The sequence below is a fragment of the Neptuniibacter sp. QD48_11 genome, assembly GCF_047778095.1.
Classification (GTDB): Bacteria; Pseudomonadota; Gammaproteobacteria; order Pseudomonadales; family Balneatricaceae; genus Neptuniibacter.
This window is the reverse complement of sequence record NZ_CP180551.1, coordinates 2428884-2451063: the sequence shown is the minus strand read 5'-3', so window position 1 is coordinate 2451063 and position 22180 is coordinate 2428884. Positions and strand designations below refer to the sequence as shown.

The following is a 22180-nucleotide window of genomic DNA, read 5'->3' as shown; positions in this document are numbered from 1 at the left end:
GCATTTCTCTGTTCTACAATAGGAAAAGCGCATTACTGTTGTTTAAGGAATACTCAATGGGCATTTTTGTTCGAGTGATCTTATTTTACTTTGTCGTTACCTCTGTACACGCCCAAGAACAAATAAGTTTGCAGTTGTTATGGAAGCATCAATTTCAATTCGCCGGTTATTACATGGCGATCGAAAAAGGTTTTTATGCAGAAGAAGGTCTAGATGTCTCACTGAAAGAGTTTGATTTCGGTATCGATCTGGTGGGAGAAGTTACATCAGGTAATAGCCAGTTTGGGGTGGGACGCACCTCGTTATTGATCGATAAAAATGCGGGTGCTGACGTGGTTGCAATGTTTGCAGCCTATCAGCAGTCGCCGTTGATGCTTTTAAGCAGGAAAGATTCAGGCATATTGCTGTCGTCCGATCTTAAAGATCGGAAGATCATGATTACCAATGACGCAAAAAAAGTTGGTGAAATCATAGCTATGTTGTTACAAGCGGGTATTACCATTTCCGATTTTGAACAGCAGCAGCATAGTTACAATGTACAGGATCTTATTGACGGCAAAACAGATGCTATGGCGTCTTATATCTCTAACGAACCCTACCTGATGGACCAGCAGGGGGTGGAGTACAACATAATTCATCCGAAAGATTATGGCTTTGATATGTACTCTGACATTTTGTTTACCTCTCGAGACTACATTAAACAGAAGCCTGAAATTGTTGATAAGTTCTATCGGGCATCTATCAAAGGCTGGATGTATGCCTTTGATAATATTCAAGAAACTGCCCAAGTTATTTTTGATAGTTATAACTCTCAAGGAAAAAGTATCGATGCCTTGGTCTTTGAGGGGCAAGAACTTAAGAAAGTTGCCTTTGATAAGGATGGTAACTTTGGCACATTATCGGTGAATAAATTCAACGAGATGGCTCAGGTCTATCTCATTATTGGTAGTATTTTCCTTGGCTATGACTTCTCTGATTTTGTCTACCGCCCACCTAGTAATCTTTTTCGTCTAAGCCAAGCTGAATTGGCCTATATTCAAAATCGCGGCAAAGTTAAGGTCTGTGTTAATCCAAATTGGTATCCGTACGAGTCTTTCCAGAATGGTGGGCATGTAGGGATGGCGGCTGATTACCTCAGGTTAATCTTGGGTAACTTGAATATTCCCTTTGAGGTCATACCTACGAAAACCTGGAGTGAAACTATCCAGTTTGCTAGAACGGGCAGATGTGAGGTAATTGCTGGTGCTATGCAAACCATTAATCGTAGTAACTATCTGGCCTTTTCTCGCCCCTATTTAAGTGTTCCTGCGGTCGTTGCTTTGAGGGCCGATAGTGATGCGCAGTCATTGCCTAATATGACTATAGGTGTGGTCGATAAATCTGCGTTCCATGATATTTTGCGTGACCGTTATCCGGGTATGACAATCGTACCGGTCAGAGAAAACCGAGAGGGTATTCGTATGTTACTCTCTGCCGAAATTGATGGTTTCGTGGGGGGGCATACTAGTATTACTCATGTTCTGCGTTCACAAAAAATAGACAGTATAGTGTTGAGTGATCAATTACGCGATAACTGGGATATAAGTGTCGCAGTTGTTCAGGATAGCTCTCCTTATTTGATGAATGCGATAAACAAGTCAATTGATTCAATTTCTGCTGAAGAGCATAAAAACATCTATCGACGATGGGCTCAGATCGAACATAAGCATTCTGTTGATTACCGTTTGTTGTGGGGAATTTTAGCGGTCGTTGCTGTATTGACAGGTATTGGGTTATACCGCTACCTGCATATGCTCTCTTACAATAAAATGCTAAAGACTATTGCTGAAAAGGATGCGTTAACAGGGATTTTGAGCCGAGGTAAACTGCGTACTGAGCTCGAAGAGTTTACTTCGTTGGCGAAACGCCATGACTGGAAGTTATCGTTGATCTTTTTTGATGTTGATGATTTCAAAGGTATTAATGACACCTATGGTCACGTTAAAGGCGATAAAGTCTTAATAGAACTCACTAAGTTGGTAGGGGATATGTCGCGTAAGACTGACCGCTTTGGTCGTTGGGGTGGAGAAGAGTTTCTTTTTTTGATGCTGGAAACAGGTCTGCAAGATGCAGAAGCTATAGCAGAGAAGTTTAGAGGGGCGATAGAAAAATGTGACTTTGGCCTGCCTGAAGCTGTGACCAGTAGCTTTGGGGTGGCTCAATATTCTAAAGGTGAGAGTATTGAAAGTTGGGTAGGGCGAGCCGATAGCGCTTTATATCGAGCCAAAGGTGATGGTAAAAACTGTGTCCGAATAAATTAGAATGGAATAAGAAAGGCCGCTTAAAGTAAGCGGCCTTTTTTTGAGCTGGCATTGTAACAAATGATCAATCGATCAATTGGTACTCATCGCGCAGAATCTCAATAATCTCCGCTTTAGGGTTATCAGATTGTTGTAGCTTTTTACCGATAATCTTTTCAGCAATACCTACATAAGTGTCAGAAACTTTTTGGATCAAAGCAGCTGGCAGCTCATTGTCGCGTGCAAGGGCATAGCGCTCTTCCATGCGGTCTTTGTTTACTAGAATGTCGGAGTCAGGGAAATGGTTTAGAAGCTCCTGGCGGAAAACCTCTTTTGAGTTCTCAATCACTTCGCCTTCGCGATAAGCTGCTCCATCCCAGATACGCGAAGAATCAGGCGTTCCAACTTCATCCATGTAGATAAGCTTTTCATTGCCTTTGGCATCAGTGACATAACCAAACTCAAATTTGGTATCTACAAAGATCTGATCAAGCTTGCTTAGCTCACTACTAATTACTTCAAAGCCTTCTTTCAAAAGCTTTTCATATTGTTCAACATCATCTGCTTGTAGGAACTTGAATGCTTCGAAGTTATTGACGATATCATCACGAGTAATATTGACATCATCTACCTCCGGTACACCCGGAACATCTTTTAGAATACCTTTGGTTGATGGTGTGATAAGCAGCTCAGGTAGCTTTTGATCTCTTTCTAGGTCTTCAGCAATTTGAATGCCACAGAACTCACGTTCGCCTTTTGCGTATGCGCGCCACATTGAACCTGTAATGTATTGACGGCAGATCGCTTCGATCATAATAGGTTTTGCTTTCTGAACAATCCAAACCAGTGGGTGAGGGATATCTAGAATATGGCTGTCAGCAAGACCGTTTTCTCGGAACAGTTTAAACCAGTGATTAGAGATTGCATTTAGCGCAGCGCCTTTACCTGGTACGCCTTGCATGCCGCCTTCACCTGTCCAAATGCATTCAAAGGCAGAAATGCGGTCACTAATTACCATAACTGCAAGTTCAGCACCTTCATGAACGTTGTAACCTTTCTCTTTGATCAGGCGTTGGCTGTCTTCTTTTGTTAACCAATAAACAGAGCGAACTTTGCCGCTATGAACTGGTAGATCAGTACGAATAGGGAGATCGTTATTAACAGCCAATACTTTATCAGCAAGACCCATGGAAAATGTCCTGTATCTAGAAATAAATCGTGTAAATGCTTTATGCGCGATAAAGCGTGAAAATTGTTTTGCTACAAACTATCACGTTACGTTCATTAGATGCCATTTTAGGAATAGCGTTTGGCATCGCGAAGCAGTGAGCTTAAATCTAAACCTTGTATCTCAGCGAGTGCTTCCAAGTCGTTGGAGTTTCGCGGGGGTAGTTTTTTAAGTCGCTCTCGTTCAGCTTTCTTTTGTTCTACTTTCTGTAACAGCTTGTTATGAATGGCGTCCAATTGCTCTGATGAAAGTGAAGCGAGCCGACTGAATAACTCATCTTCAGTCATGTGGGAATTGATCACTCCGAAACAGCAAAAAAATAGAACGACAGTATAGCAGAACTGGATGTTATACGACCAATAACTTATGTGAAATCCCATGAGTGATAAGTAGGTTTTCATTTTTACTATAAATTGAAATGCTTTGTTTCATTTGTCTTTTGGGTTTTGTTTGCCTGTTTGCTTGAAAGTTAGGCGTCACGGGCGTTTGAGTCATTATTAATGACTTGGCACATTCTTTGTAAATTGTTTCTGCAATAACAAAAATAATTTCAAGACAGAGTTGGGTGTGCTGTAAATGATAGAAGATACGCTCTATCAAGATAAAAATGTGCTTATCTTAGGAATAGGCAATATCCTCTGGGCGGATGAAGGCTTTGGTGTACGTTGTGTCGAGACGCTAAACCAACACTACCGCTTTTCAAACAAAACCAAATTAATGGATGGTGGGACACAAGGGATATACCTTGTGCAACATGTGCAGGCTGCTGATGTGCTTGTCGTGTTTGATGCCATCGACTACGGTTTGGAACCGGGTACGTTAAAAGTCATACATGATGATGACGTGCCTAAGTTTATGGGGGCTAAACAGATGAGCCTTCATCAAACTGGTTTTCAAGAAGTGTTGGCTATGGCTGAGTTTACAGGCAGCTATCCAAAGCATTTGCTCCTCATCGGTTGCCAGCCAGTTGAATTAGAAGACTTTGGTGGCAGCTTGCGTGAATCTGTTCGCGTTCAAATCGAGCCTGCTATTAAGATCGCTTTGGCTTACCTTAAAAAATTAGGGGTTGAGCCAATTGGCGATAACTGCACTCCTGAAGAGTTAGCTCCGGGTGAGCTGGGGTTAAATTCATATGAGGGTGGTCGACCATCTGAATATGAAGCTTTTCGACAGGGTGATCCACGATTTATTAAGTCGACCGAAGGTACCAGTTAATGTGTCTTGGCATACCAATGAGAATTGTATGCTGTGATGGATTATCGGCGGAGTGTGAAAATGGAGACCAGATTGAGCGTATCGATCTGTCCCTGTTAGGAGATCAACCTGCAGGTACTTGGGTTCTCGTCTTTCTGGGTACCGCTCGTGAAGTGTTGACCGAGCAAAAGGCTACCGAGATTCGCAATGCGCTCGCTGCTGTTCAAGCCATCATGCAAGGGGATACCGCTGATGTTGATCGGTTGTTTTCCGATTTAATCGAGCAGCCCCCGCAACTGCCACCCCATCTACAGAATAATAATTAAGAGAGCTGGATATGACTTCTCCACTGATAGAACAGTTGATTGTTGAAAGGGGCTATCCGCTCCTTAATGAAGAGAACTTTGATAGTTTCATTAAAGATCAAGAATTCACAGTTTTGTTCTGTACCGAACAGGCTCATCGTTTCCCAGAAAGTAATGATGTCGCAGTGATTCTTCCTGAGTTGGTAAAGCGTTTTCCTGAATTAACGCCAGCGATTGTCGCGCCTGAGTATGAAAAGAAGGTTCAAGGGCGATACAACTTTACCGTTTGGCCCTCGTTAGTGTTTTTAAAAGAGGGGCGTTATTTAGGAACCATCAGCAAGGTTCAAGATTGGGATATCTATCTTGCCGAAATCCCAAGCATTCTTGCATTAGAACCCCGTCGTGATCCAGGTATTGGCATACCTGTGGTGGTTAACCCTGTTCAATCTGCTTGTGGTCAGTAAAAGGTGAGTAATATGGAAAACAATGGTATCCCTCTAGTTAATGTTCCAATGGGGCCGGGTAGCCAAGAAGAAGGTGATATGGTTTTAGACTATATGAAGATGCCTTCAGAAATGGATAGCTATGATATTCCAATCTTGCCGGAACCTGAGCAGGCAGCAGAGTGTCCGCAAGCACTTGCTGTGATGGAGCAGTTACAACATCACCTTAAAACCTATCGCATTGGTGATGAACCTCCTGTTATGTTGCTATCAGCAATGCCAGAACCTGATCTGGATCTGATTAACCAGATTTTGGGTGAAGGCGAAGTCAGTTTGACTCTGTCGGGTGAGACAGAGATCAAAGCACAAGAGACGGTGTTAGCGGGTGTATGGCGCTTAAGAGAGTTTGATAAAAACGGCGATGTTATTCGTGAATCGATCGAAGTTGCGGATGTACCCAGTGTTAGCCGAGAGCAAGCTTTTCAATCATCTCAGCCTTTGAATGCCGAGCAGTTGCAGATTCCGGAAGGCGTATTGAATGCTCCGTCCGTATTGATTGAGATCGCTGAGGCTTCAACGGTCTACAGTACACAAGCTGAAAAGCCTGAAGCACCACATGTGATTAATCTATCGCTTCTGCCATTCTCCCCACAAGATCACAGCTATCTCGACCACGTTGTAGGACAAGGTCCAGTGACAATCTTATCGCGTGGTTATGGTAATTGCCGTATCACCTCAACCTGTGTTGATGGCTTATGGCGAGTTCAGTATTTCAACAGTACCGATCAATTGATTCTAGATACCTTAGAAATCACCGATATTCCTCTAGTTGCTTGCGCGGCCCCAGAAGATCTAAGTGACTCGTATGAACGCTTGATTGAGATCCGTGAGGTTCTGGTATGACAAACTATCAAGGATTCGAAGGTAGTTACTTAGGAGACAGTGATCGTATAGCTGATAATGCACGCCTAGAGTGCAAAATTTGTTGGCATGTTTATGACCCAGAAGCAGGGGATGATATTTGGCAGATCCCGGCTGGTACACCTTTTAGTCAGCTTCCTGACCATTGGCGCTGCCCTGAATGCGATGGTGAAAAAGACCAATTTATGGTGATGGACGATTAGCGGTGGATCTATTTCAACAACTGAAAGCTAGTTATCAAGAGGCGGCTGTCACTATGGCTGAGCTGGAGTTTTATAACTCCGCTTTGCAAGTAGATGTTGTTGAAGGCTCTGTTCTTGAAGGAAGTTGTTTAGCTGTACTGATTACCCCTTGGTGTATGAACCTGATTCTGATAGCCGAAGAAAAACCTGAATATGATCAGGCTCAAGTGGGGAGCAAAAAGATTGTGTCGCTGCCTTCTGGAAGCTATGAATTTTTGTATGCTGGAAGTGAGGCCTTAGGGGCGTACGGCAGTTGTTCTCTGTTTTCTCCAATGCTTGAATTTGCTGATCAAGAGGCCGCGGTTCTTACAGCAGAAGAGGTGCTGAAAGCAGTATTGAATACTGAAAATTGTGGTAAGACTGATCTGCAATTAGCTAAAGAAGCGCAAAAAAGAGAACAGGAAGAGAGAGCTGAAAACCAGAGTGTAGTTCGCGCCAGAACCAAAGAAGGTTTAAGTCGACGTAAATTTATGACTGCAGCCTTTGCAGACGAGCCTTAGGTGATTCTATGGACGGTAGTTTTAATCTTGCAGGTAAAATCAATGTGGGGGTGGACTATCTCGACGGGTGTATTCGCAACGTAAATGTTAAGTCCTCGCGGCCAACTGAATTAACGCGTCTATTAGAAGGTAAAAGCCCAAAAGAAGTAGTGCAGCGAGTTCCTTTACTTTTCAGTCTCTGCAGTTGTGCTCAAACCATTGCAGCATTAACTGCGATTGAATCGGCACAAGGGAAAACATGTGATGCCGATGTATTGCAGGCTCGAAAATTATTACTGCTTGCGGAAACGACAAAAGAGCTAGGTCTGCGTTTAGGGCGTGATTGGTTGGGCAGCGAAAAGCTATTAAATTTGCCTGAGCTTTTAAATTGGTTTGCTGACTTTCGAACACGGCTGTCTTGGTGTTTGCGATTAAATCCTTTTATGCCGGAAAAGCGTTTCCCGCTACCGCGTTTTATTAGTGAGCTCGAGGGTATGTTGAAAAGCTTTACAGGGCCTGATGAACTGCAGTTTAAAGAAGCGGTATATGCGCAAAGCCAGACACACCCTATTGGAAAAGCGGTTGCAGATCTGAGTGATAAATATGATGGCATTAGCCTAGGACCGTCTTGTCCAGAAATGGACTTGTCGAGTGATTACTTGGATTGGCAGCTAAAGCAGAAAGGGCAAAGCTTCTGTGCCTTGCCTCAAGGTGAGGGTGGTTGTTTTGAAACAAGTATCTGGACACGTAATTGTAAGCGTTCAATGATTAAAGAATCTGGGCTACTTACGATCAATCCCATTGCTCAGAGATTTTTGGCATTGTTGTTAGAGTTAAAAGCGATGCCTCATCGACTTTTACAGGTCGATGATGAACTGTTGATTAGATCCGATAAACCGGGTTTTGCTTGGGTTGAGGCAGCAAGAGGCGCTTTAATCCATCGAGTGAGCATCAGCCGTCATAACGAAGGTGAGCAGATCGATCAGTATCGTATTATTGCGCCGACAGAGTGGAATTTTCATCCGCAAGGAACACTGGTCAGTATGCTTGAAGGCGTTAGGGTTCCGGAAGATAAAGCAGCGGATCTGGTGGGTAAACTAATATTATCAGTAGATCCATGTGTCGCTTATGAAGTTGAGGTCAATTAATCGTGCATGAGATGTCGATTGCGGAAGGCATTGTCCAAGTGCTGGAAGATCAGGCCAAAGAGCAGCAGTACGATCGAGTAAAAACTGTTTGGCTAGAACTTGGCCCTTTATCAATGATAGAAACAGAAGCGTTAACGTTTTGTTTTGAAGCGGTAACGCGTAGTACCCTCGCTGAGGGTGCTGAACTAAAAATAATAAATATACCTGGTGAGGCATTCTGTATGCAGTGCTTGAAAAACGTTCCAATTAGCCAACGCTACGATAGTTGCCCTGAGTGCGGCAGTTATCAACTTCAAGTCGTCCAAGGGGACGAGATGCGAATTAAAGAGCTGGAGGTGGAATAATGTGTACTGTTTGCGGTTGCGCTGAAGGCAATGTAAAGATCGACGGTCAGCATACTCATGAGCATTCTCATCATGAGGGGACTCATCATGATCATTCTCATAGTGAGCATAAGCATCATCAGGGGCATGACGATAATGTGATCGAGAAGCAAGGTGAAGATCTGCATTTTGGAAAAGGCCCAGCTCATGCCCATGTGGCGGGAATGAGTCAAAGCCGTATGGTGCAGATTGAACAGGATATCTTAGGTAAGAACGATCGCTATGCGCAGATTAATCGGGCGCGTTTTGAAGCGCAAAGCTTGTTTGTTCTCAACCTAGTCTCTAGTCCGGGTTCGGGTAAAACAACGCTACTGACAGAAACTATCAATCGCTTAAAAGAATCGCGCAAAGTTGCGGTGATTGAAGGTGATCAGCAAACCGCTAATGATGCTGACCGCATTCGAGAAACCGGTGTGCCTGCAGTACAGGTTAATACGGGCAAGGGGTGCCATCTAGATGCTCACATGGTAGGTCATGCGTTAGATAACTTAGATGATCTGCAAGGTGGTTTCTTGTTTATTGAGAATGTCGGCAACCTTGTTTGTCCAGCTGCCTTCGATCTTGGTGAGGCGCATAAGATAGCCATTTTGTCTGTTACTGAGGGTGAAGATAAACCGCTCAAGTATCCAGATATGTTCCATGCTGCAGATATTATGATTCTAAATAAGACGGATCTGCTGCCACATTTAGATTTTGACGTGGAAAAATGTATTGAGTTTGCGCGCCAAGTAAACCCTGATATTAAAGTACTAAAACTGTCTGCGAAGTCTGGCGAGGGTATGCAGGAGTGGCAGGAATGGTTAGAGCAAAATCGAAAAGGGATGATTCAGACACGGATTGATCAGCTGAAGTCTGAAATCCAGCAGTTTGAGGCCCTTCTCTAATGCCTACTCGAAAACGACCTTTAGTACTTTGTGTAGACGATGAGGTGCGTTCTTTAGAAACGCTAGAGCGTACCTTAGATGAAGAGTTTGATGTGCTAACGGCGACAGATGCGGATCAAGCATTTAGCCTATTAGAGCAGCACACCTTTCACGCGATTCTGTGTGATCAGCGTATGCCGGGCAAAACAGGGGTAGAGTTCTTAACTGAGGTTCGTGAGCGTTGGCCGCAAACGGCACGACTAATCCTATCCGGTTACACCGATTCTGAAGACATTATTAAAGGCTTAAATGAAGCCGGAATCTTGCAGTACATCACTAAACCTTGGCACCCAGACAACCTTCTGCTTATTCTTCGTGGAGCTTGTCGTCTGTATGAATTACAGAATGAAAATGAACTACTGTCGATGGAGATGCGGCACTCCGCTTCTCAAGTAGAGCAAAATGTTAAAGAGAAAAAACAGCATCTCAAACAGACTTACCAATTGGATGAAATTCGCAGACATTCGACGAGTCCATTAAACGACCTGTGTGAACAGGCCGCGAAAATCGCTCCTTATGATGTCTCGGTTTTAGTGACTGGGCCTTCTGGTGCCGGTAAAGAGCTGTTTGCTCGCGCACTACATTACAACAGTTTACGAGCAGAGCGTCCTTTTGTGGTTGAAAACTGCGGTGCTATGCCGGATGAGTTGTTAGCTTCAGAGTTATTTGGGCATAAGAAAGGCTCGTTTACGGGCGCAATTACTGACCATGTCGGTCTGTTTGAGCGTGCAGATGGCGGCACGATTTTTCTAGATGAGATTGGCGAAATCAGTCCAGCTTTCCAAGTGAAGTTACTACGTGTTTTGCAGGAGCGTGAAGTACGTCGTTTGGGCGAACATCAGCGCAGAAAGGTAAATGTTCGCGTGGTGGCCTCTACCAACCGTGATCTAGAAGAAGAGGTCAGGGCAGGCCGATTCCGTCAGGACCTATACTTCCGATTGGCCGAAGTGACCCTTGAGCTGCCAGCATTAGAACGTCGTGCTATGGATATCCCCGTATTAGCTGAAGACTTCTTGGCTAAATCGGTTCAAGAGTTTGATAAGCCAGCAAAAGGTTTTACAGAAGAAGCGTTAGATTGCATGCGCCGTTATTGCTGGCCGGGTAACGTTAGGGAACTGCAGAACGAGATTCGCCGCATGTTGGTGTTAGCGGAGGATGAGTGGTTATCCGCGGATTTGCTGAGTCCTCGTGTGTTACGTGCAGCTCCGGTTGAAGAGACTGCCGAGACAGAAGTGCTCGCATGCTTGGATGGCACATTAAAAGAGCGTATCGAAACCTTGGAAAAGCGTATTTTAAGGGAAACACTCATTCGTCATCGTTGGAATAAAAGCCAAGCATCTCGCGAGCTTGGGTTATCCAGAGTTGGACTTCGCTCCAAACTGGAACGATATGGCCTGAATAAAGATTTCCATTAAAAGATCAGAGCATGAGTATGGCAGTTTCAGCGTTGCATATAGAAGTTCGAGGTCAAGTACAGGGGGTTGGCTTCCGTCCCTTTGTGTATAACCTCGCGCAACGCTTTGGGGTGATCGGATCTGTGGCGAATGGTCCAAAAGGGGTGATGATCTTTGCTCAAGCCGACAAGGCTCAACTTGATCAGTTTGTTGCTCAACTGACGTCTGAACAACCTTCGATGTCAGAGATAGAGTCTCTAGATGTTAGCTCTATTGCAATAGAAACAGGTCTGACCCAGTTTAAAATCATTCAGAGTGAGCAGGGAGAACTCGATCTTTCTGTTACACCGGATGCTGCGCTATGTCAGGACTGTTTAAGTGAGCTGTTCGATCCAAACAATCGTCGCTATCTATACCCGTTTATTAATTGTACTCACTGCGGCCCCCGCTACAGTCTAATCACGGCTTTGCCTTATGATCGTCCGAATACCACCATGGCAAAGTTTCAGCTGTGTCATCGTTGTGATTCGGAATATACCGATCCTGTGGATAGACGATTCCATGCCCAGCCGACTGCATGCGGTGAATGTGGACCGCAACTCAGTTTTTATTCTGAAGATGGGCAGCAATTGCAGTGTAATGATCCTGTTGCGCAAACAATTGAATTTATCCAACAGGGTAAAATAGTTGCGATAAAAGGTGTGGGAGGTTTCCATCTGGCTTGCGATGCACGAAACCCAGAAGCAGTTAGACGGTTACGAGAGCGTAAACATCGCGATGAAAAGCCTTTAGCGGTCATGGCGGCTAACCCTGAATCTTTGCAATCCTATGTTGAGCTAACGGATCAACGGGTACAAAGACTCAAAGCGATGGATGCGCCTATCTGCCTTGTACCTAAACAAGAAAACTCCGCTTTAGTTGCCAAAGAGCCATTACCTGAAGAGTTAGCACCTGATCAAGCATGGCTAGGTGTGATGCTACCTCATTCGCCGCTACATTATTTGCTGTTTCACAAAGATGCAGGCAGTCCAGACGGAATTCAGTGGCTCGCGGAAAAGCAAGATCTCCTCTTGGTGATGACCAGTGCAAACCGCAGTGGCAACCCTCAAGTAATCGACAACGCAGAAGCGCTAATTCAACTGCGGGGGATAGCGGATGGCTACCTGATGCATGATCGTGATATTCACACCCGTTGCGATGATTCTGTAGTGTCGATGGTTTCTGAACAAGGTAGTGAGCTGGTTAGACGTGGCCGTGGATTATCGCCGCAATATATTAAGTTACCTTTTGAAACAGACGCACAATTGCCCTCTGTATTGGCGGTAGGAGCATACTTTAAAAATACGATCTGCCTGACCAAAGGTAATCGTGCATATGTATCGCAGTATATAGGTGATCTTGATAACCCTGAGTGTTGCCGCCAGCTCAATCATACCGTTGAGCAACTAAGCGCTATGTTGGATATCAAACCTGAACTCGTGGTTGCCGACCTACATTCTGAGTTTTACAGCACCGGATTTGCACAACGGTTTAGCCAAGAGTGTCAGATTCCAATGTTGCAGGTTCAGCATCATCATGCCCATATCGCTGCAGTGATTGCAGAGCATGGCGTGCAAGAGCCTGTGCTTGGTTTAGCCCTAGATGGCTTAGGCTTAGGTGATGATGGCACGCTTTGGGGCGGAGAGCTGTTCAAGGTTCACAAGGGCGATTATCAGCGTCTATCCAGCTTAAGCCCAATTCCTCTACCCGGAGGCGACAGTGCTGCAAAAGAGCCATGGCGGGTAGCTTCAGGTGTATTGTTTCAGTTAGATCGAACAGAGCAGATTGAAGCCCGCTTTGGTGATCAGAAAGCAGCCCCTATGATCAGCCAGTTGTTACAAAAAAATATCAATACACCGATGACGAGCAGTGCAGGGCGGGTATTTGATGCGGTGGCTGCCTTACTAGGATTGAAAGAGATAAATTCTTTTGAGGCACAAGCGGCAATGGCGCTTGAATCAGCAGCTTATTGTTACCTTAAATCACACCCATGGCCGAACGAATCATTACTGATTGATACAAAGCAGTCTCCTTTAAATTTAGAGCCATTATTTGCCCGTCTGCTTGATTGTGAGAATCAAGGGTATGGTGCCGCCTTGTTTCATCAGCAGCTAATCACAGCGTTATCGCGTTGGGTGGCTGATAGCGCAGTAAAAGAAGGGATTAATAACGTGGTATTAGCGGGAGGCTGTTTTTTAAATCAGCTTCTACTTCAAGGGATTAAAGAGCATTTAGAGGCTCAAGATTTACAAGTCGTTACGGCTCAAAAACTGCCATGTAATGACGGTTCTATATCGCTAGGGCAAGCGCAGATCGCCTTAGAACGAGCTAACTTGGCTCGTCAAAACAAGAACAAGAACAAGAACAAGAACAAGAACAAGAACAATGAGAGAGAGTCGCTATGTGTTTAGCCATCCCTGTTCGTATTGAAGAGATTATTGATGCCGAGTCTGCAATTGCAGATATAGGTGGGGTGAGAAAAGAGATCAATATAGCGCTGATTGCCGATCTGGTCGTAGGAGACTACGTCATTATGCACGTAGGCTATGCGCTGAATAAGATTGATCCTGAGGAAGCTGCTCGAACCTTAGCGTTGTTTGCCGAGTTAGATGAACTTGAGCAACAACAAGCGATAGAGGCATCTCAATGAAGTATGTTGATGAATATCGCGATGGCGCACTAGCTCAAGAGATTGCAGCCAAGATTAGTAAAGAGGTCGATCCTGATCGGTATTATCACTTTATGGAGTTTTGTGGTGGACATACCCATGCAATCTTCCGCTATGGGATTCCTGATCTGCTACCTAGCAATGTGAAAATGATCCACGGCCCAGGTTGCCCTGTGTGCGTATTGCCGATTAATCGTTTGGATTCAGCTATCGAATTGGCGGTTACTCATAAAGTTATTCTCTGTTCTTACGGCGATATGTTGCGTGTGCCGGGTTCGCGTAAACGTAGCTTGCTAAAAGCTAAAGCGGAGGGGGCGGATGTACGGATGGTGTATTCCTGCATGGATGCTCTGCGCATTGCGCAAGATAACCCAGACCGAGAGGTCGTGTTTTTTGCCATAGGTTTTGAAACTACAACACCGCCTACAGCTTTGGTGATTCGGCAGGCACAAAAGCTTGGTTTGAAGAACTTTACCGTCTTTTGTAATCACGTTCTAACCCCAGCAGCGATCAGTAATATTCTGGAGTCCCCTGAGGTGAGAGAACTGGGCATTCTGCGCTTAGATGGTTTTGTCGGTCCAGCCCATGTAAGCACTGTGATTGGTTCACAGCCTTATTACTATTTCGCCGAAGAGTATCAAAAGCCTGTGGTCATCGCGGGGTTTGAACCTCTGGATGTGTTGCAGGCGATCTTAATGTTAGTGCGGCAGGTTAACGATGGTCGTGCGGAGATTGAGAATGAATTTTCCCGCGCGGTGACTTATGAGGGCAATGTCCAAGCGAAATCCATCGTGGCAGATACCTTCGAACTGCGCCGCTCATTTGAATGGCGAGGCCTAGGTGTTGTGCCTTACAGCGCTTTGCGTATTAAAGATGCCTTTGCCGAATTTGATGCAGAAAAGCGTTTTACGGTTGAGTATCGCAGCACCCGAGAGAACAAAGCTTGTGAGTGCGGCGCGATCTTACGCGGCGTGAAATCTCCACGGGATTGCACCTTGTTTGGCGATCCTTGTACACCTGAGAACCCTTTGGGGTCTTGTATGGTATCCAGTGAGGGTGCTTGTGCGGCTTACTACAGCTACGGTCGCTACCAAGACAATACCTTTGCATCTGATAAAACCCACCCCGCAGCCTGATTTAGAGAGCTTTTTCATGAGTACACAAACGATTTATACATCAGAGCTCGATCTGGTTAAGGGCAAAGTAGAAATGGCCCACGGCAGCGGTGGCAAGGCGATGGCTCAGTTGATCGATCAGCTGTTCCTACAAGCGTTTTCAAACCCTTGGCTAGAGCAGATGAATGATCAGGCGAGTTTTGGCTTGCCTGCCGGTAAAGTGGTGATGGCGACGGATAGTCATGTGATCTCACCGCTATTCTTCCCCGGTGGCGATATAGGCTCATTATCTGTTCATGGCACGGTTAACGATGTCGCTATGTCCGGCGCAACGCCTAAATATCTTTCAGCAGGTTTTATCTTGGAAGAGGGCTTCCCATTGGCGGATCTGAAGACCATCGTAGATTCGATGGCTAAGGCTTCTGAAGAGGTCGGGGTTGCTATAGTGACCGGTGATACCAAGGTGGTTGAGCGGGGTAAAGGAGATGGCTGTTTTATCAATACAACCGGTATTGGCGTAATTGAGGGTGGATTGGATTTTGGCGCTAACCAAGTGAAACCGGGAGATAAAATCTTAGTGTCCGGTACCATGGGAGATCATGGGGTTGCCATTATGTCTTTGCGTGAAAATCTAACATTTGAGACGACGATTGAATCGGATTCTCAAGCGCTGCATGACCTTGTTGCAGATATGGTCTCAGCTGTCCCTGAGATCCACTGCCTTCGAGATCCTACGCGTGGAGGTTTGTCTGCCACGCTGAACGAGATCGCTCAGCAGGCCCGAGTGGGTATGCAGATCTTCGAAGCGCAGCTGCCGGTAAAAGCACAAGTTCAAGCTGCCTGCGAATTCCTTGGGCTAGATCCGTTGTTTGTTGCGAATGAGGGTAAGCTGGTGGCTTTCTGCCCTGCAGATAAGGCAGAGCAGCTATTAGAGGTGATGAAGGCGCACCCTAAAGGGCAAGAGGCTGCGATTGTTGGTGAAGTGACCGACGATCCTTTGAGCTTTGTGCAGATGCAGACGGCCTTTGGTGGTAACCGAATGGTTGATTGGATCAACGGTGAACAGCTACCGAGGATCTGTTAATGCGTATCTTATTTTTAACCCACAGTTTCAATAGCCTGACCCAACGTTTGTTTGTTGAGTTACGCAAAGACGGCCACGATGTCTCTATCGAATTTGATATCAACGATGCAATAGCAGAACAGGCGGTGGAATTGTTCAAGCCTGAGCTCATTATTGCGCCGTTTTTGAAACGAGCGATTCCCGAATCTATCTGGTCTAAGCATCGCTGTATTATTGTTCATCCGGGCATCAAAGGTGATCGAGGTCCGTCCTCTGTTGACTGGGCCATATTGAATCAAGAGGCCTCTTGGGGTGTGACCTGCCTAGAAGCTAATGCAGAGATGGATGCAGGCGATATCTGGGCGTCAGTCGATTTTTCAATGCGAGAGGCGAGTAAAAGCAGCCTTTATCGTAATGAGATCAGTGATGCTGCAGTGACTGCAGTAAAGCAAACGCTAGAACGTCTTCTATCGGGTGAATTTAAACCGCAAAAACTGGATTACGATCAGCCAGATATCTTGGGGCAGTGGAACTGTTTGATGGCGCAAAGCGATCGTAAGATCGACTGGCAAAACGATTCCACTCAAGAGATCTTAACAAAGATAAGAGCAGCGGATTCAGCGCCCGGTGTGCAGGATCGAATCGGGGGACAGGATTATTACCTTTATAACGCTTTTGCGGAACAAGCGTTAGGGCAAGAACAGGCTGATGTGGGCTCTATTCTCGCTACTCGAGACGGTGCGATCTGTCTTAAAACTCGCGATGCTGCAGTGTGGGTGACTCATCTAAAACGCGTTAACCCAGAAGACGGCGAATTCAACTTTAAATTGCCTGCGACTCACTTTTTAGCGAAGCAGCTTGCTTCAGCACCTCATGAGCAACGCGTGCCAGAATTGCCATTAGCACCTGAAACTATGCCTAATGGTGCAACGTGGCAGGAGATTCGTTACCGCCAAGAAGGCGATGTAGGCTATCTCTATTTTGATTTCTACAATGGCGCTATGGATAGCGATCAATGTCAGCGCTTACAACAAGCGGTGGCCCACGCAAAAGCCCAACCAATCAAAGTGCTGGTACTCATGGGAGGGGAGGAGTTCTGGTCGAATGGTATTCACCTAAATCAAATCGAAGCAGCTGAGAGTCCTGCAGAAGAGTCGTGGTGTAATATCAATGCGATGAACGACCTCTGTTTAGAGATCATTAACTCACCTAACCAATTAACCATGGTGGCTATGCAAGGCAATGCTGGAGCCGGTGGTGTCTTTTTGGCTTTAGCCGCTGACCAAGTAGTGGCGCGGAGCAATATCGTGCTTAACCCCCATTACAAATCCATGGGTAATTTGTATGGCTCTGAGTATTGGACCTATCTATTACCTAAAAGGGTTGGTGATGAACAAGCGCAGCAATTGATGCAAAATCGCTTACCTGTGTCGGCTACAGAAGCTGAACAGAGTGGGCTAATCGATGCTTGTATCAATGAGAGCCGGGAAGGCTTTCTTAATCGAATCAAGGCCGATGCAACGCATCTGGCTACATCCGTTGAATATGCGCAGCGTCTGGCGCTCAAGAACTTGCAGCGTCAACAAGATGAGCTGCAAAAGCCATTACAGCAATACCGTGACGAAGAGCTAAACCAGATGAAGCTTAACTTCTTCGGTTTCGATCCGAGTTACCATGTCGCTCGCTACCACTTTGTGGAAAAGCTACCCAAGGCTCGCACACCGGCTTATCTTGCGAGCCACAGGGTGGTTAATAAATCGATGTGAAAAATCGAGTTTGAATTTGCATGTGTTAGTCGTTGTGCATAGATTAGACGTACCTCTTCGAGGTACGTCTATCTGCTATTGGTAATCTGTTATCTAGTTTCTATTCGATAGGTTGGAGTGTCGCTTCGGGTTTTAGCTCTACTTCATTTAATAGCTCTAGAATAGGCCCTATGTTTAAATTGTCTTTCATTGTTTTACTAAATACCGCATAAACGGAGCGTTTCACAGGTTTGACACCTTGGACTAAGTGCAACTGACCTTCTTGTAAGTAGCTTTCTATTTGGCTGACAGGTAAGAAAGCTGCTCCCCCGTTTGTTAATAAAAATTCTAATGCTATTTGGCTTTGCTCTGTGTGGAGTACAGGCGCTACCGGTTTCTTAAATAACTTAGCGTGTTTTAAGTTGAAAGCGGTTCCCCAATCTACAAAAACATAGCCTAAGTCATAGATATCACTGAATTTTGCAGCGTTTTTATTAGTCACTAAAGCCAACTCAATTTGGCCAATTTTATTAGTCTTAAGTTCAGCCATGTTAGGGGGGTCTAATACAACGGCCATATCTAGCCTTCCAGCGATGAGTGCTCTGGTAAGCTCTAAGTGCGAGTTGATTTCCGTTCTAATCGATATTTGGGGAAAGGCCTCAGCTAATTTAGGCAATGTGGATTGTAAGAAAGTACCCCACAAATTCGAGATCCCTCCAAGGGATAAATGCATCTCTTGTTGCTCTGGTAGCCCTACGTCCTGAAGTGCGATCTGCCACGAAGCGAGAATGTTCTCTGCATGAGGAATTAGACGCTCCCCAGCATTTGTCAGCATAATGTTATTTCTTTGCCTAGAAAATAAAGGCAGTCCAACTAACTCTTCTAACTGACGTATTCGAAAACTAACGGCCGATTGTGTCAGGTATAAATTTTCAGCTGCTTTACCGAAATGCCTAGTTTTTGATACCTCTAGGAATGTTCTGAGCAGGCCTATATCCATAATTTTTCCATAAAAAAAATCGATTGAAATGATAAAAAAACATCGTTTTACAGTTAATAACACTGCATTAATAATTGCAACTGAAGGTAATTAAGCCGTTTGGCACCTTTAAATAAATGTTTAGGCCTAACAATGTTTCAAGTAGCTTTTTTGACTGAAAGTCGTTTCAGTGATCATGAAAATTACCCAGATGGGTTCTGTAAAGGCGATGCTTTTACCGCAGAAGAGGCTGCATTGCTAGAAAAACATGGTCATGCATATTGCGCTTTCGCTACAGGTATCAGGCAGCCTGTAGTCCTTCTAGAAAGGGAATTTGTGGATTTTTGTAAGGGGGATAAACAACCTTCAAATATCCATGAGCGAACGTGGTTGCGTTATGTCTCAAAGGCTGCTGTTTTATAGTTAGACCTCAATATCTGAAATACGAAAGCAGCCTATGGACGAGAGTTCTCTTTTACATAGGCTGCTTTTTTTTGTCTTTTTCTTTTGATTAAAAATATAAATCGATATTTGGTGTGGAAATGAAAATTTGCTTTTTGATGTACCCATGGGAACGTATTTCACCTGAAAGTGATACTACTTTAAGGATGATCCATGAGGCTGCTTCTAGAGGTCATACCGTTGCACTTACTACACCAAATAGTTTGACTGTCAGAGATAGCATAGCTCACGCTTTTTGTAATGTTTTGAGGCGTGATTCAAAGCTATCTAGCAATATTCCATCTTTTTATCGTAAGGCTGAATTTAAACGGTGCAAACTGCCCTTAGCCGGTTTTGACGTGATTATTATGCGTGCGAATCCACCTTTGGATACAGTCGCACTGAACTTTTTAGATTCCGTTCGAAATGATGTGTTCATTATGAATGACATTGATGGTCTGCGCGTCGCGAACAATAAACTTTATCCGGCTTCATTTAGTGGTGATGCCAGTCGCTTTGTGCCTGCGACTCATGTTTCAAAAAATCGTGAATACCTGGAGCAGGTTCTGAAGGACTCACCGACTGAAAAAATGATCATGAAACCGCTAAATGGTTTTGGTGGTCAGGGCGTTATCGTCATTGAGAAAAATGCGAGACAGAATTTCAGGTCATTACTGGATTTCTATATCGGATCGGGAGATTCGAGCAACTACGTTATTTTACAAGAGTATGTCACTGGAGCAGATCAAGGAGATGTGCGTATTCTAATGCTCAATGGTGAGCCTATAGGCGCAATGCGTCGAGTGCCTGCTGGAGATGATGTCCGTTCAAATATTCATGCTGGTGGTAAAGAAGTTAAACATCACCTTACTAAAGAAGAAAAAGAGCTTTGTCGCGCTATAGGGCCGCAATTGGTTCGTGATGGGCTCTATTTTGTTGGGCTTGATGTAATCAATGGGAAGTTGATAGAGGTCAACGTACTTAGCCCAGGCGGTATCACCCGTATCAATCGTCTTAATAGAGTGAAACTGCAGAGTAAAGTTGTCGACTTTATTGAGAATGTTGTCTCAGCTAAAGAGCTGGTTTTGGAGCGTAAGAGCGCTTTCAGAAAGGTAATTGAAGATGCAGAAACTGTCTGAAAAAGAGATTTTAAAATTAATCTCTGAAGGTGCTTTCTTTGAATGCGAGCATCTAGATGGAGCCTTTGCGTTGAAAGTTGAGGCATACACTCCGGCTGTTTGTGCTGCTGTTCACGATGGGCATAATTTCAGTAAAGAGTTGGTGCCTTTTTGTGCGTTATCTGAAGCTGAAAGGCTTTATGAAGAAGACCCCTTTACCGGTGAATTGATCGAATCTATGCCCATTACATTAATTGGTAAGGATTCAAGATATGAGTATGACCTAAATAGGCCGTTAGCAAGATGTATCTACACCAAGGCTTGGGGTAAAGATGTTTGGGTTAAAAATCTGCCGAAGAGTTTGAGGCGTAAAAGTACAGAGAAGCACAAAGTTTTTTACCGCGTACTTGATGCGTTAGTTGCAAAAGTGGAAGAGCTTTTTGGGGCCTGCATAATATTTGATGTGCACTCTTACAATTACAAACGAATTGAAAGGCAGGTACCTACCTTTAATGTCGGCACTGAACAGATTGATATTGATCGTTGGGGACGTGTGATTGATAAGTTTCGCGTATCTATGAGTAAGCTGGAACTATCAAATGAGACTGTTTCTGCGGCATTGGACGACGTGTTTTATGGCCGCGGCTATCTTATTTCTCACATCAACAGCCGATATGAAAATACCTTAGTCATTCCTTGTGAAGTCAAAAAGGTCTTCATGAATGAAGCTTCAGGCGAAAAATATCCAATTGTTCTTGATGAGCTTAAGTCAGGTTTTAAGCATGTGCTAAGTGATATCGGCGCATATTTCGCGAGAGCGCATTCTAAAAAGCCTAGGTTGCGCCGTTTAGATATGCTGTCTTCTAAATTGGATCCAGCGATCATTAAAGTTGATAAGGAGTTGGCTAAGTTAGCGAAGGGAATGGAAACCCTCAATTATATTAATCCTGTCAATATTGCGCAGGAAAAACGAAAGTTCTTAGCTAAGAAAGGCAATTATCAACCTGAGTTTAGATATAAACCTCTAGCCATTAACCCTTATGAGTTTCGTGAAAAGCTCTATCGATTACCTGTTGATAAGATTCGAGACGTTGGTATTCAACAGATGTACTGCCAAGTGATCGATGGTCTCTCTAGCAAGATCGATTTATTGGTGAATGCGGGCAGTCCGCAGTTTGTCTACAGCTCATTACGATATTACGGCGAACCAAGCTTAGAAGATGAGGCTAATGCTCAATTTCTTTTACATGCGGCTAAATATGATCCGGAAACTGATAAGCGTATAGATGCTGCAGAGGCTGTGGAGTACTTCCGTTTGAAGGCCTCTGATTGGGGAATGAAGTGTAAAGTAGAACTTTCCTCAAAAATAGTAGCTTCCGCAATGGTTTCCGGTGCGAAGCGTACCTTGTTCGTGAATAAAGACGCGTTATTGACTGAAACTGAAGTAAACGCATTAGCGCACCATGAATTAGGTGTGCACATGGCAACAACATTGAATGCTGCCTCACAGCCTTTAAAAATATTCTCATTAGGGTTACCTGGAAACACGATGACTCAGGAAGGTTTGGCCATTCTGAATGAATTCCATAGCGGCAATATGTGCTTAACACGATTGCAGGGACTTGCGCTCAGAGTCATCGCTGTTAAAGAGATGCTTAAGTATGGTGATTTTCGTCATACCTACAGTTACTTACATGAAGAGATGAAAATGCCAACAGATGATGCGTTTAAATTATCTGTCCGAGTTCATCGTAGTGGTGGTTTGACTAAGGACTATCTATACCTTCGAGGTGTTAGTGAGGCACTACGGCTCTATAAAGATTGTGATATTAGCAGCTTATATGTGGGAAAAACGGGTTTTGCATACCTCGGTATTATCAATGAACTTATTGAAAGAGAACTGATTGCAAAACCTCAATTTGTACCTGAATACTTAGCTAAGCCTGAATTTGTCTCAGATATATTGAATTACCTTGTTTCCTCTATTAAGCCTACAGCTCCTGTTTGCTTGATGGATAACTTGTGCAGTGACTTACGGGGCACTGCATAGGCTCCTTTGGCAGCACCTTTCGG

General features: G+C 44.5%; 22 protein-coding genes. 19 read left to right on the top strand and 3 right to left on the bottom strand.

What is annotated here, in order from left to right; genetic code table 11:
* The first annotated feature begins 56 nt into the window (after positions 1 to 56).
* On the top strand, positions 57 to 2300 hold the full coding sequence (locus ACMXYU_RS11325) for an ABC transporter substrate-binding protein (RefSeq protein ID WP_415898736.1): 2244 nt from the start codon (positions 57 to 59) through the stop codon (positions 2298 to 2300).
* A 64-nt stretch (positions 2301 to 2364) separates the two neighbouring features.
* Here ACMXYU_RS11325 and ACMXYU_RS11320 read toward each other — a convergent pair whose 3' ends face one another.
* Both ACMXYU_RS11320 and ACMXYU_RS11315 read right to left on the bottom strand, forming a co-directional pair.
* Positions 2365 to 3468: a phosphoribosylaminoimidazolesuccinocarboxamide synthase gene (locus ACMXYU_RS11320; protein WP_415898735.1), complete on the bottom strand. Its 1104-nt coding sequence runs from the start codon at positions 3466 to 3468 to the stop codon at positions 2365 to 2367.
* Between the two features lie 107 nt (positions 3469 to 3575).
* The gene (locus ACMXYU_RS11315; RefSeq protein WP_415898734.1) at positions 3576 to 3809 is read right to left on the bottom strand and encodes a hypothetical protein; all 234 of its coding nucleotides are present in this window, start codon (positions 3807 to 3809) and stop codon (positions 3576 to 3578) included.
* A gap of 274 nt (positions 3810 to 4083) precedes the next feature.
* Here ACMXYU_RS11315 and ACMXYU_RS11310 point away from each other — a divergent pair, with 274 nt between their 5' ends.
* The 15 genes from ACMXYU_RS11310 to ACMXYU_RS11240 are packed head-to-tail and all read left to right on the top strand — an operon-like array spanning position 4084 to position 17590.
* Complete coding sequence (locus tag ACMXYU_RS11310) at positions 4084 to 4722, top strand: HyaD/HybD family hydrogenase maturation endopeptidase (RefSeq protein WP_415898733.1); 639 nt, start codon at positions 4084 to 4086, stop codon at positions 4720 to 4722.
* A 17-nt stretch (positions 4723 to 4739) separates the two neighbouring features.
* Positions 4740 to 5027 carry a HypC/HybG/HupF family hydrogenase formation chaperone gene (locus ACMXYU_RS11305; RefSeq protein WP_415898732.1) on the top strand — a complete coding sequence of 96 codons (288 nt, stop codon included), beginning with the start codon at positions 4740 to 4742 and terminating at the stop codon, positions 5025 to 5027.
* Between the two features lie 11 nt (positions 5028 to 5038).
* Positions 5039 to 5470, top strand: a complete 432-nt coding sequence (locus ACMXYU_RS11300) for a hypothetical protein (RefSeq protein WP_415898731.1) — start codon at positions 5039 to 5041, stop codon at positions 5468 to 5470.
* Between the two features lie 12 nt (positions 5471 to 5482).
* Positions 5483 to 6352 carry a hydrogenase expression/formation C-terminal domain-containing protein gene (locus ACMXYU_RS11295; protein ID WP_415898730.1) on the top strand — a complete coding sequence of 290 codons (870 nt, stop codon included), beginning with the start codon at positions 5483 to 5485 and terminating at the stop codon, positions 6350 to 6352.
* On the top strand, positions 6349 to 6573 hold the full coding sequence (locus ACMXYU_RS11290) for a rubredoxin (RefSeq protein WP_415898729.1): 225 nt from the start codon (positions 6349 to 6351) through the stop codon (positions 6571 to 6573). Before ACMXYU_RS11295 ends, ACMXYU_RS11290 begins: the two co-directional genes overlap by 4 nt.
* Positions 6574 to 6575: 2 nt before the next feature.
* On the top strand, positions 6576 to 7112 hold the full coding sequence (gene hybE / locus ACMXYU_RS11285; protein WP_415898728.1) for a [NiFe]-hydrogenase assembly chaperone HybE: 537 nt from the start codon (positions 6576 to 6578) through the stop codon (positions 7110 to 7112).
* Positions 7113 to 7120: 8 nt separating this feature from the next.
* On the top strand, positions 7121 to 8239 hold the full coding sequence (locus tag ACMXYU_RS11280) for a nickel-dependent hydrogenase large subunit (RefSeq protein WP_415898727.1): 1119 nt from the start codon (positions 7121 to 7123) through the stop codon (positions 8237 to 8239).
* 11 nt (positions 8240 to 8250) lie between these two features.
* Positions 8251 to 8583, top strand: coding sequence for a hydrogenase maturation nickel metallochaperone HypA (gene hypA / locus ACMXYU_RS11275; RefSeq protein ID WP_415888098.1), 333 nt, complete (start codon positions 8251 to 8253; stop codon positions 8581 to 8583).
* Complete coding sequence (gene hypB, locus ACMXYU_RS11270) at positions 8583 to 9506, top strand: hydrogenase nickel incorporation protein HypB (RefSeq protein ID WP_415898726.1); 924 nt, start codon at positions 8583 to 8585, stop codon at positions 9504 to 9506. Before hypA ends, hypB begins: the two co-directional genes overlap by 1 nt.
* Positions 9506 to 10960: a sigma-54-dependent transcriptional regulator gene (locus tag ACMXYU_RS11265; RefSeq protein WP_415898725.1), complete on the top strand. Its 1455-nt coding sequence runs from the start codon at positions 9506 to 9508 to the stop codon at positions 10958 to 10960. The genes hypB and ACMXYU_RS11265 overlap by 1 nt, the downstream gene beginning before the upstream one ends.
* An 11-nt stretch (positions 10961 to 10971) precedes the next feature.
* Positions 10972 to 13389 (top strand): carbamoyltransferase HypF, encoded by a 2418-nt coding sequence (gene hypF, locus ACMXYU_RS11260; RefSeq protein WP_415898724.1) that lies wholly within the window; start codon positions 10972 to 10974, stop codon positions 13387 to 13389.
* Complete coding sequence (locus ACMXYU_RS11255; protein ID WP_415898723.1) at positions 13380 to 13628, top strand: HypC/HybG/HupF family hydrogenase formation chaperone; 249 nt, start codon at positions 13380 to 13382, stop codon at positions 13626 to 13628. Before hypF ends, ACMXYU_RS11255 begins: the two co-directional genes overlap by 10 nt.
* On the top strand, positions 13625 to 14782 hold the full coding sequence (gene hypD / locus ACMXYU_RS11250; RefSeq protein WP_415898722.1) for a hydrogenase formation protein HypD: 1158 nt from the start codon (positions 13625 to 13627) through the stop codon (positions 14780 to 14782). Before ACMXYU_RS11255 ends, hypD begins: the two co-directional genes overlap by 4 nt.
* A 16-nt stretch (positions 14783 to 14798) precedes the next feature.
* Positions 14799 to 15845, top strand: a complete 1047-nt coding sequence (hypE, locus tag ACMXYU_RS11245; RefSeq protein WP_415898721.1) for a hydrogenase expression/formation protein HypE — start codon at positions 14799 to 14801, stop codon at positions 15843 to 15845.
* Positions 15845 to 17590: a hydrogenase maturation protein gene (locus ACMXYU_RS11240; RefSeq protein ID WP_415898720.1), complete on the top strand. Its 1746-nt coding sequence runs from the start codon at positions 15845 to 15847 to the stop codon at positions 17588 to 17590. Before hypE ends, ACMXYU_RS11240 begins: the two co-directional genes overlap by 1 nt.
* A 100-nt stretch (positions 17591 to 17690) precedes the next feature.
* Here the strand turns inward: ACMXYU_RS11240 and ACMXYU_RS11235 are convergent, their stop codons facing one another.
* Positions 17691 to 18632 carry a LysR family transcriptional regulator gene (locus ACMXYU_RS11235; protein WP_415885242.1) on the bottom strand — a complete coding sequence of 314 codons (942 nt, stop codon included), beginning with the start codon at positions 18630 to 18632 and terminating at the stop codon, positions 17691 to 17693.
* 69 nt (positions 18633 to 18701) lie between these two features.
* On the opposite strand from ACMXYU_RS11235, the gene maoP reads away from it, so the two are divergent.
* The 3 genes from maoP to ACMXYU_RS11220 all read left to right on the top strand — a co-directional run bounded on the left by maoP (position 18702) and on the right by ACMXYU_RS11220 (position 22157).
* Positions 18702 to 18971, top strand: a complete 270-nt coding sequence (maoP, locus tag ACMXYU_RS11230) for a DUF413 domain-containing protein (protein ID WP_415898719.1) — start codon at positions 18702 to 18704, stop codon at positions 18969 to 18971.
* Positions 18972 to 19090: 119 nt separating this feature from the next.
* Positions 19091 to 20128, top strand: a complete 1038-nt coding sequence (gshB, locus tag ACMXYU_RS11225) for a glutathione synthase (RefSeq protein WP_415885240.1) — start codon at positions 19091 to 19093, stop codon at positions 20126 to 20128.
* A complete protein-coding gene (locus tag ACMXYU_RS11220) occupies positions 20112 to 22157 on the top strand; it encodes a flavohemoglobin expression-modulating QEGLA motif protein (protein ID WP_415898718.1) in 2046 nt (681 codons plus the stop codon). Before gshB ends, ACMXYU_RS11220 begins: the two co-directional genes overlap by 17 nt.
* The last annotated feature ends 23 nt before the right edge of the window (positions 22158 to 22180 follow it).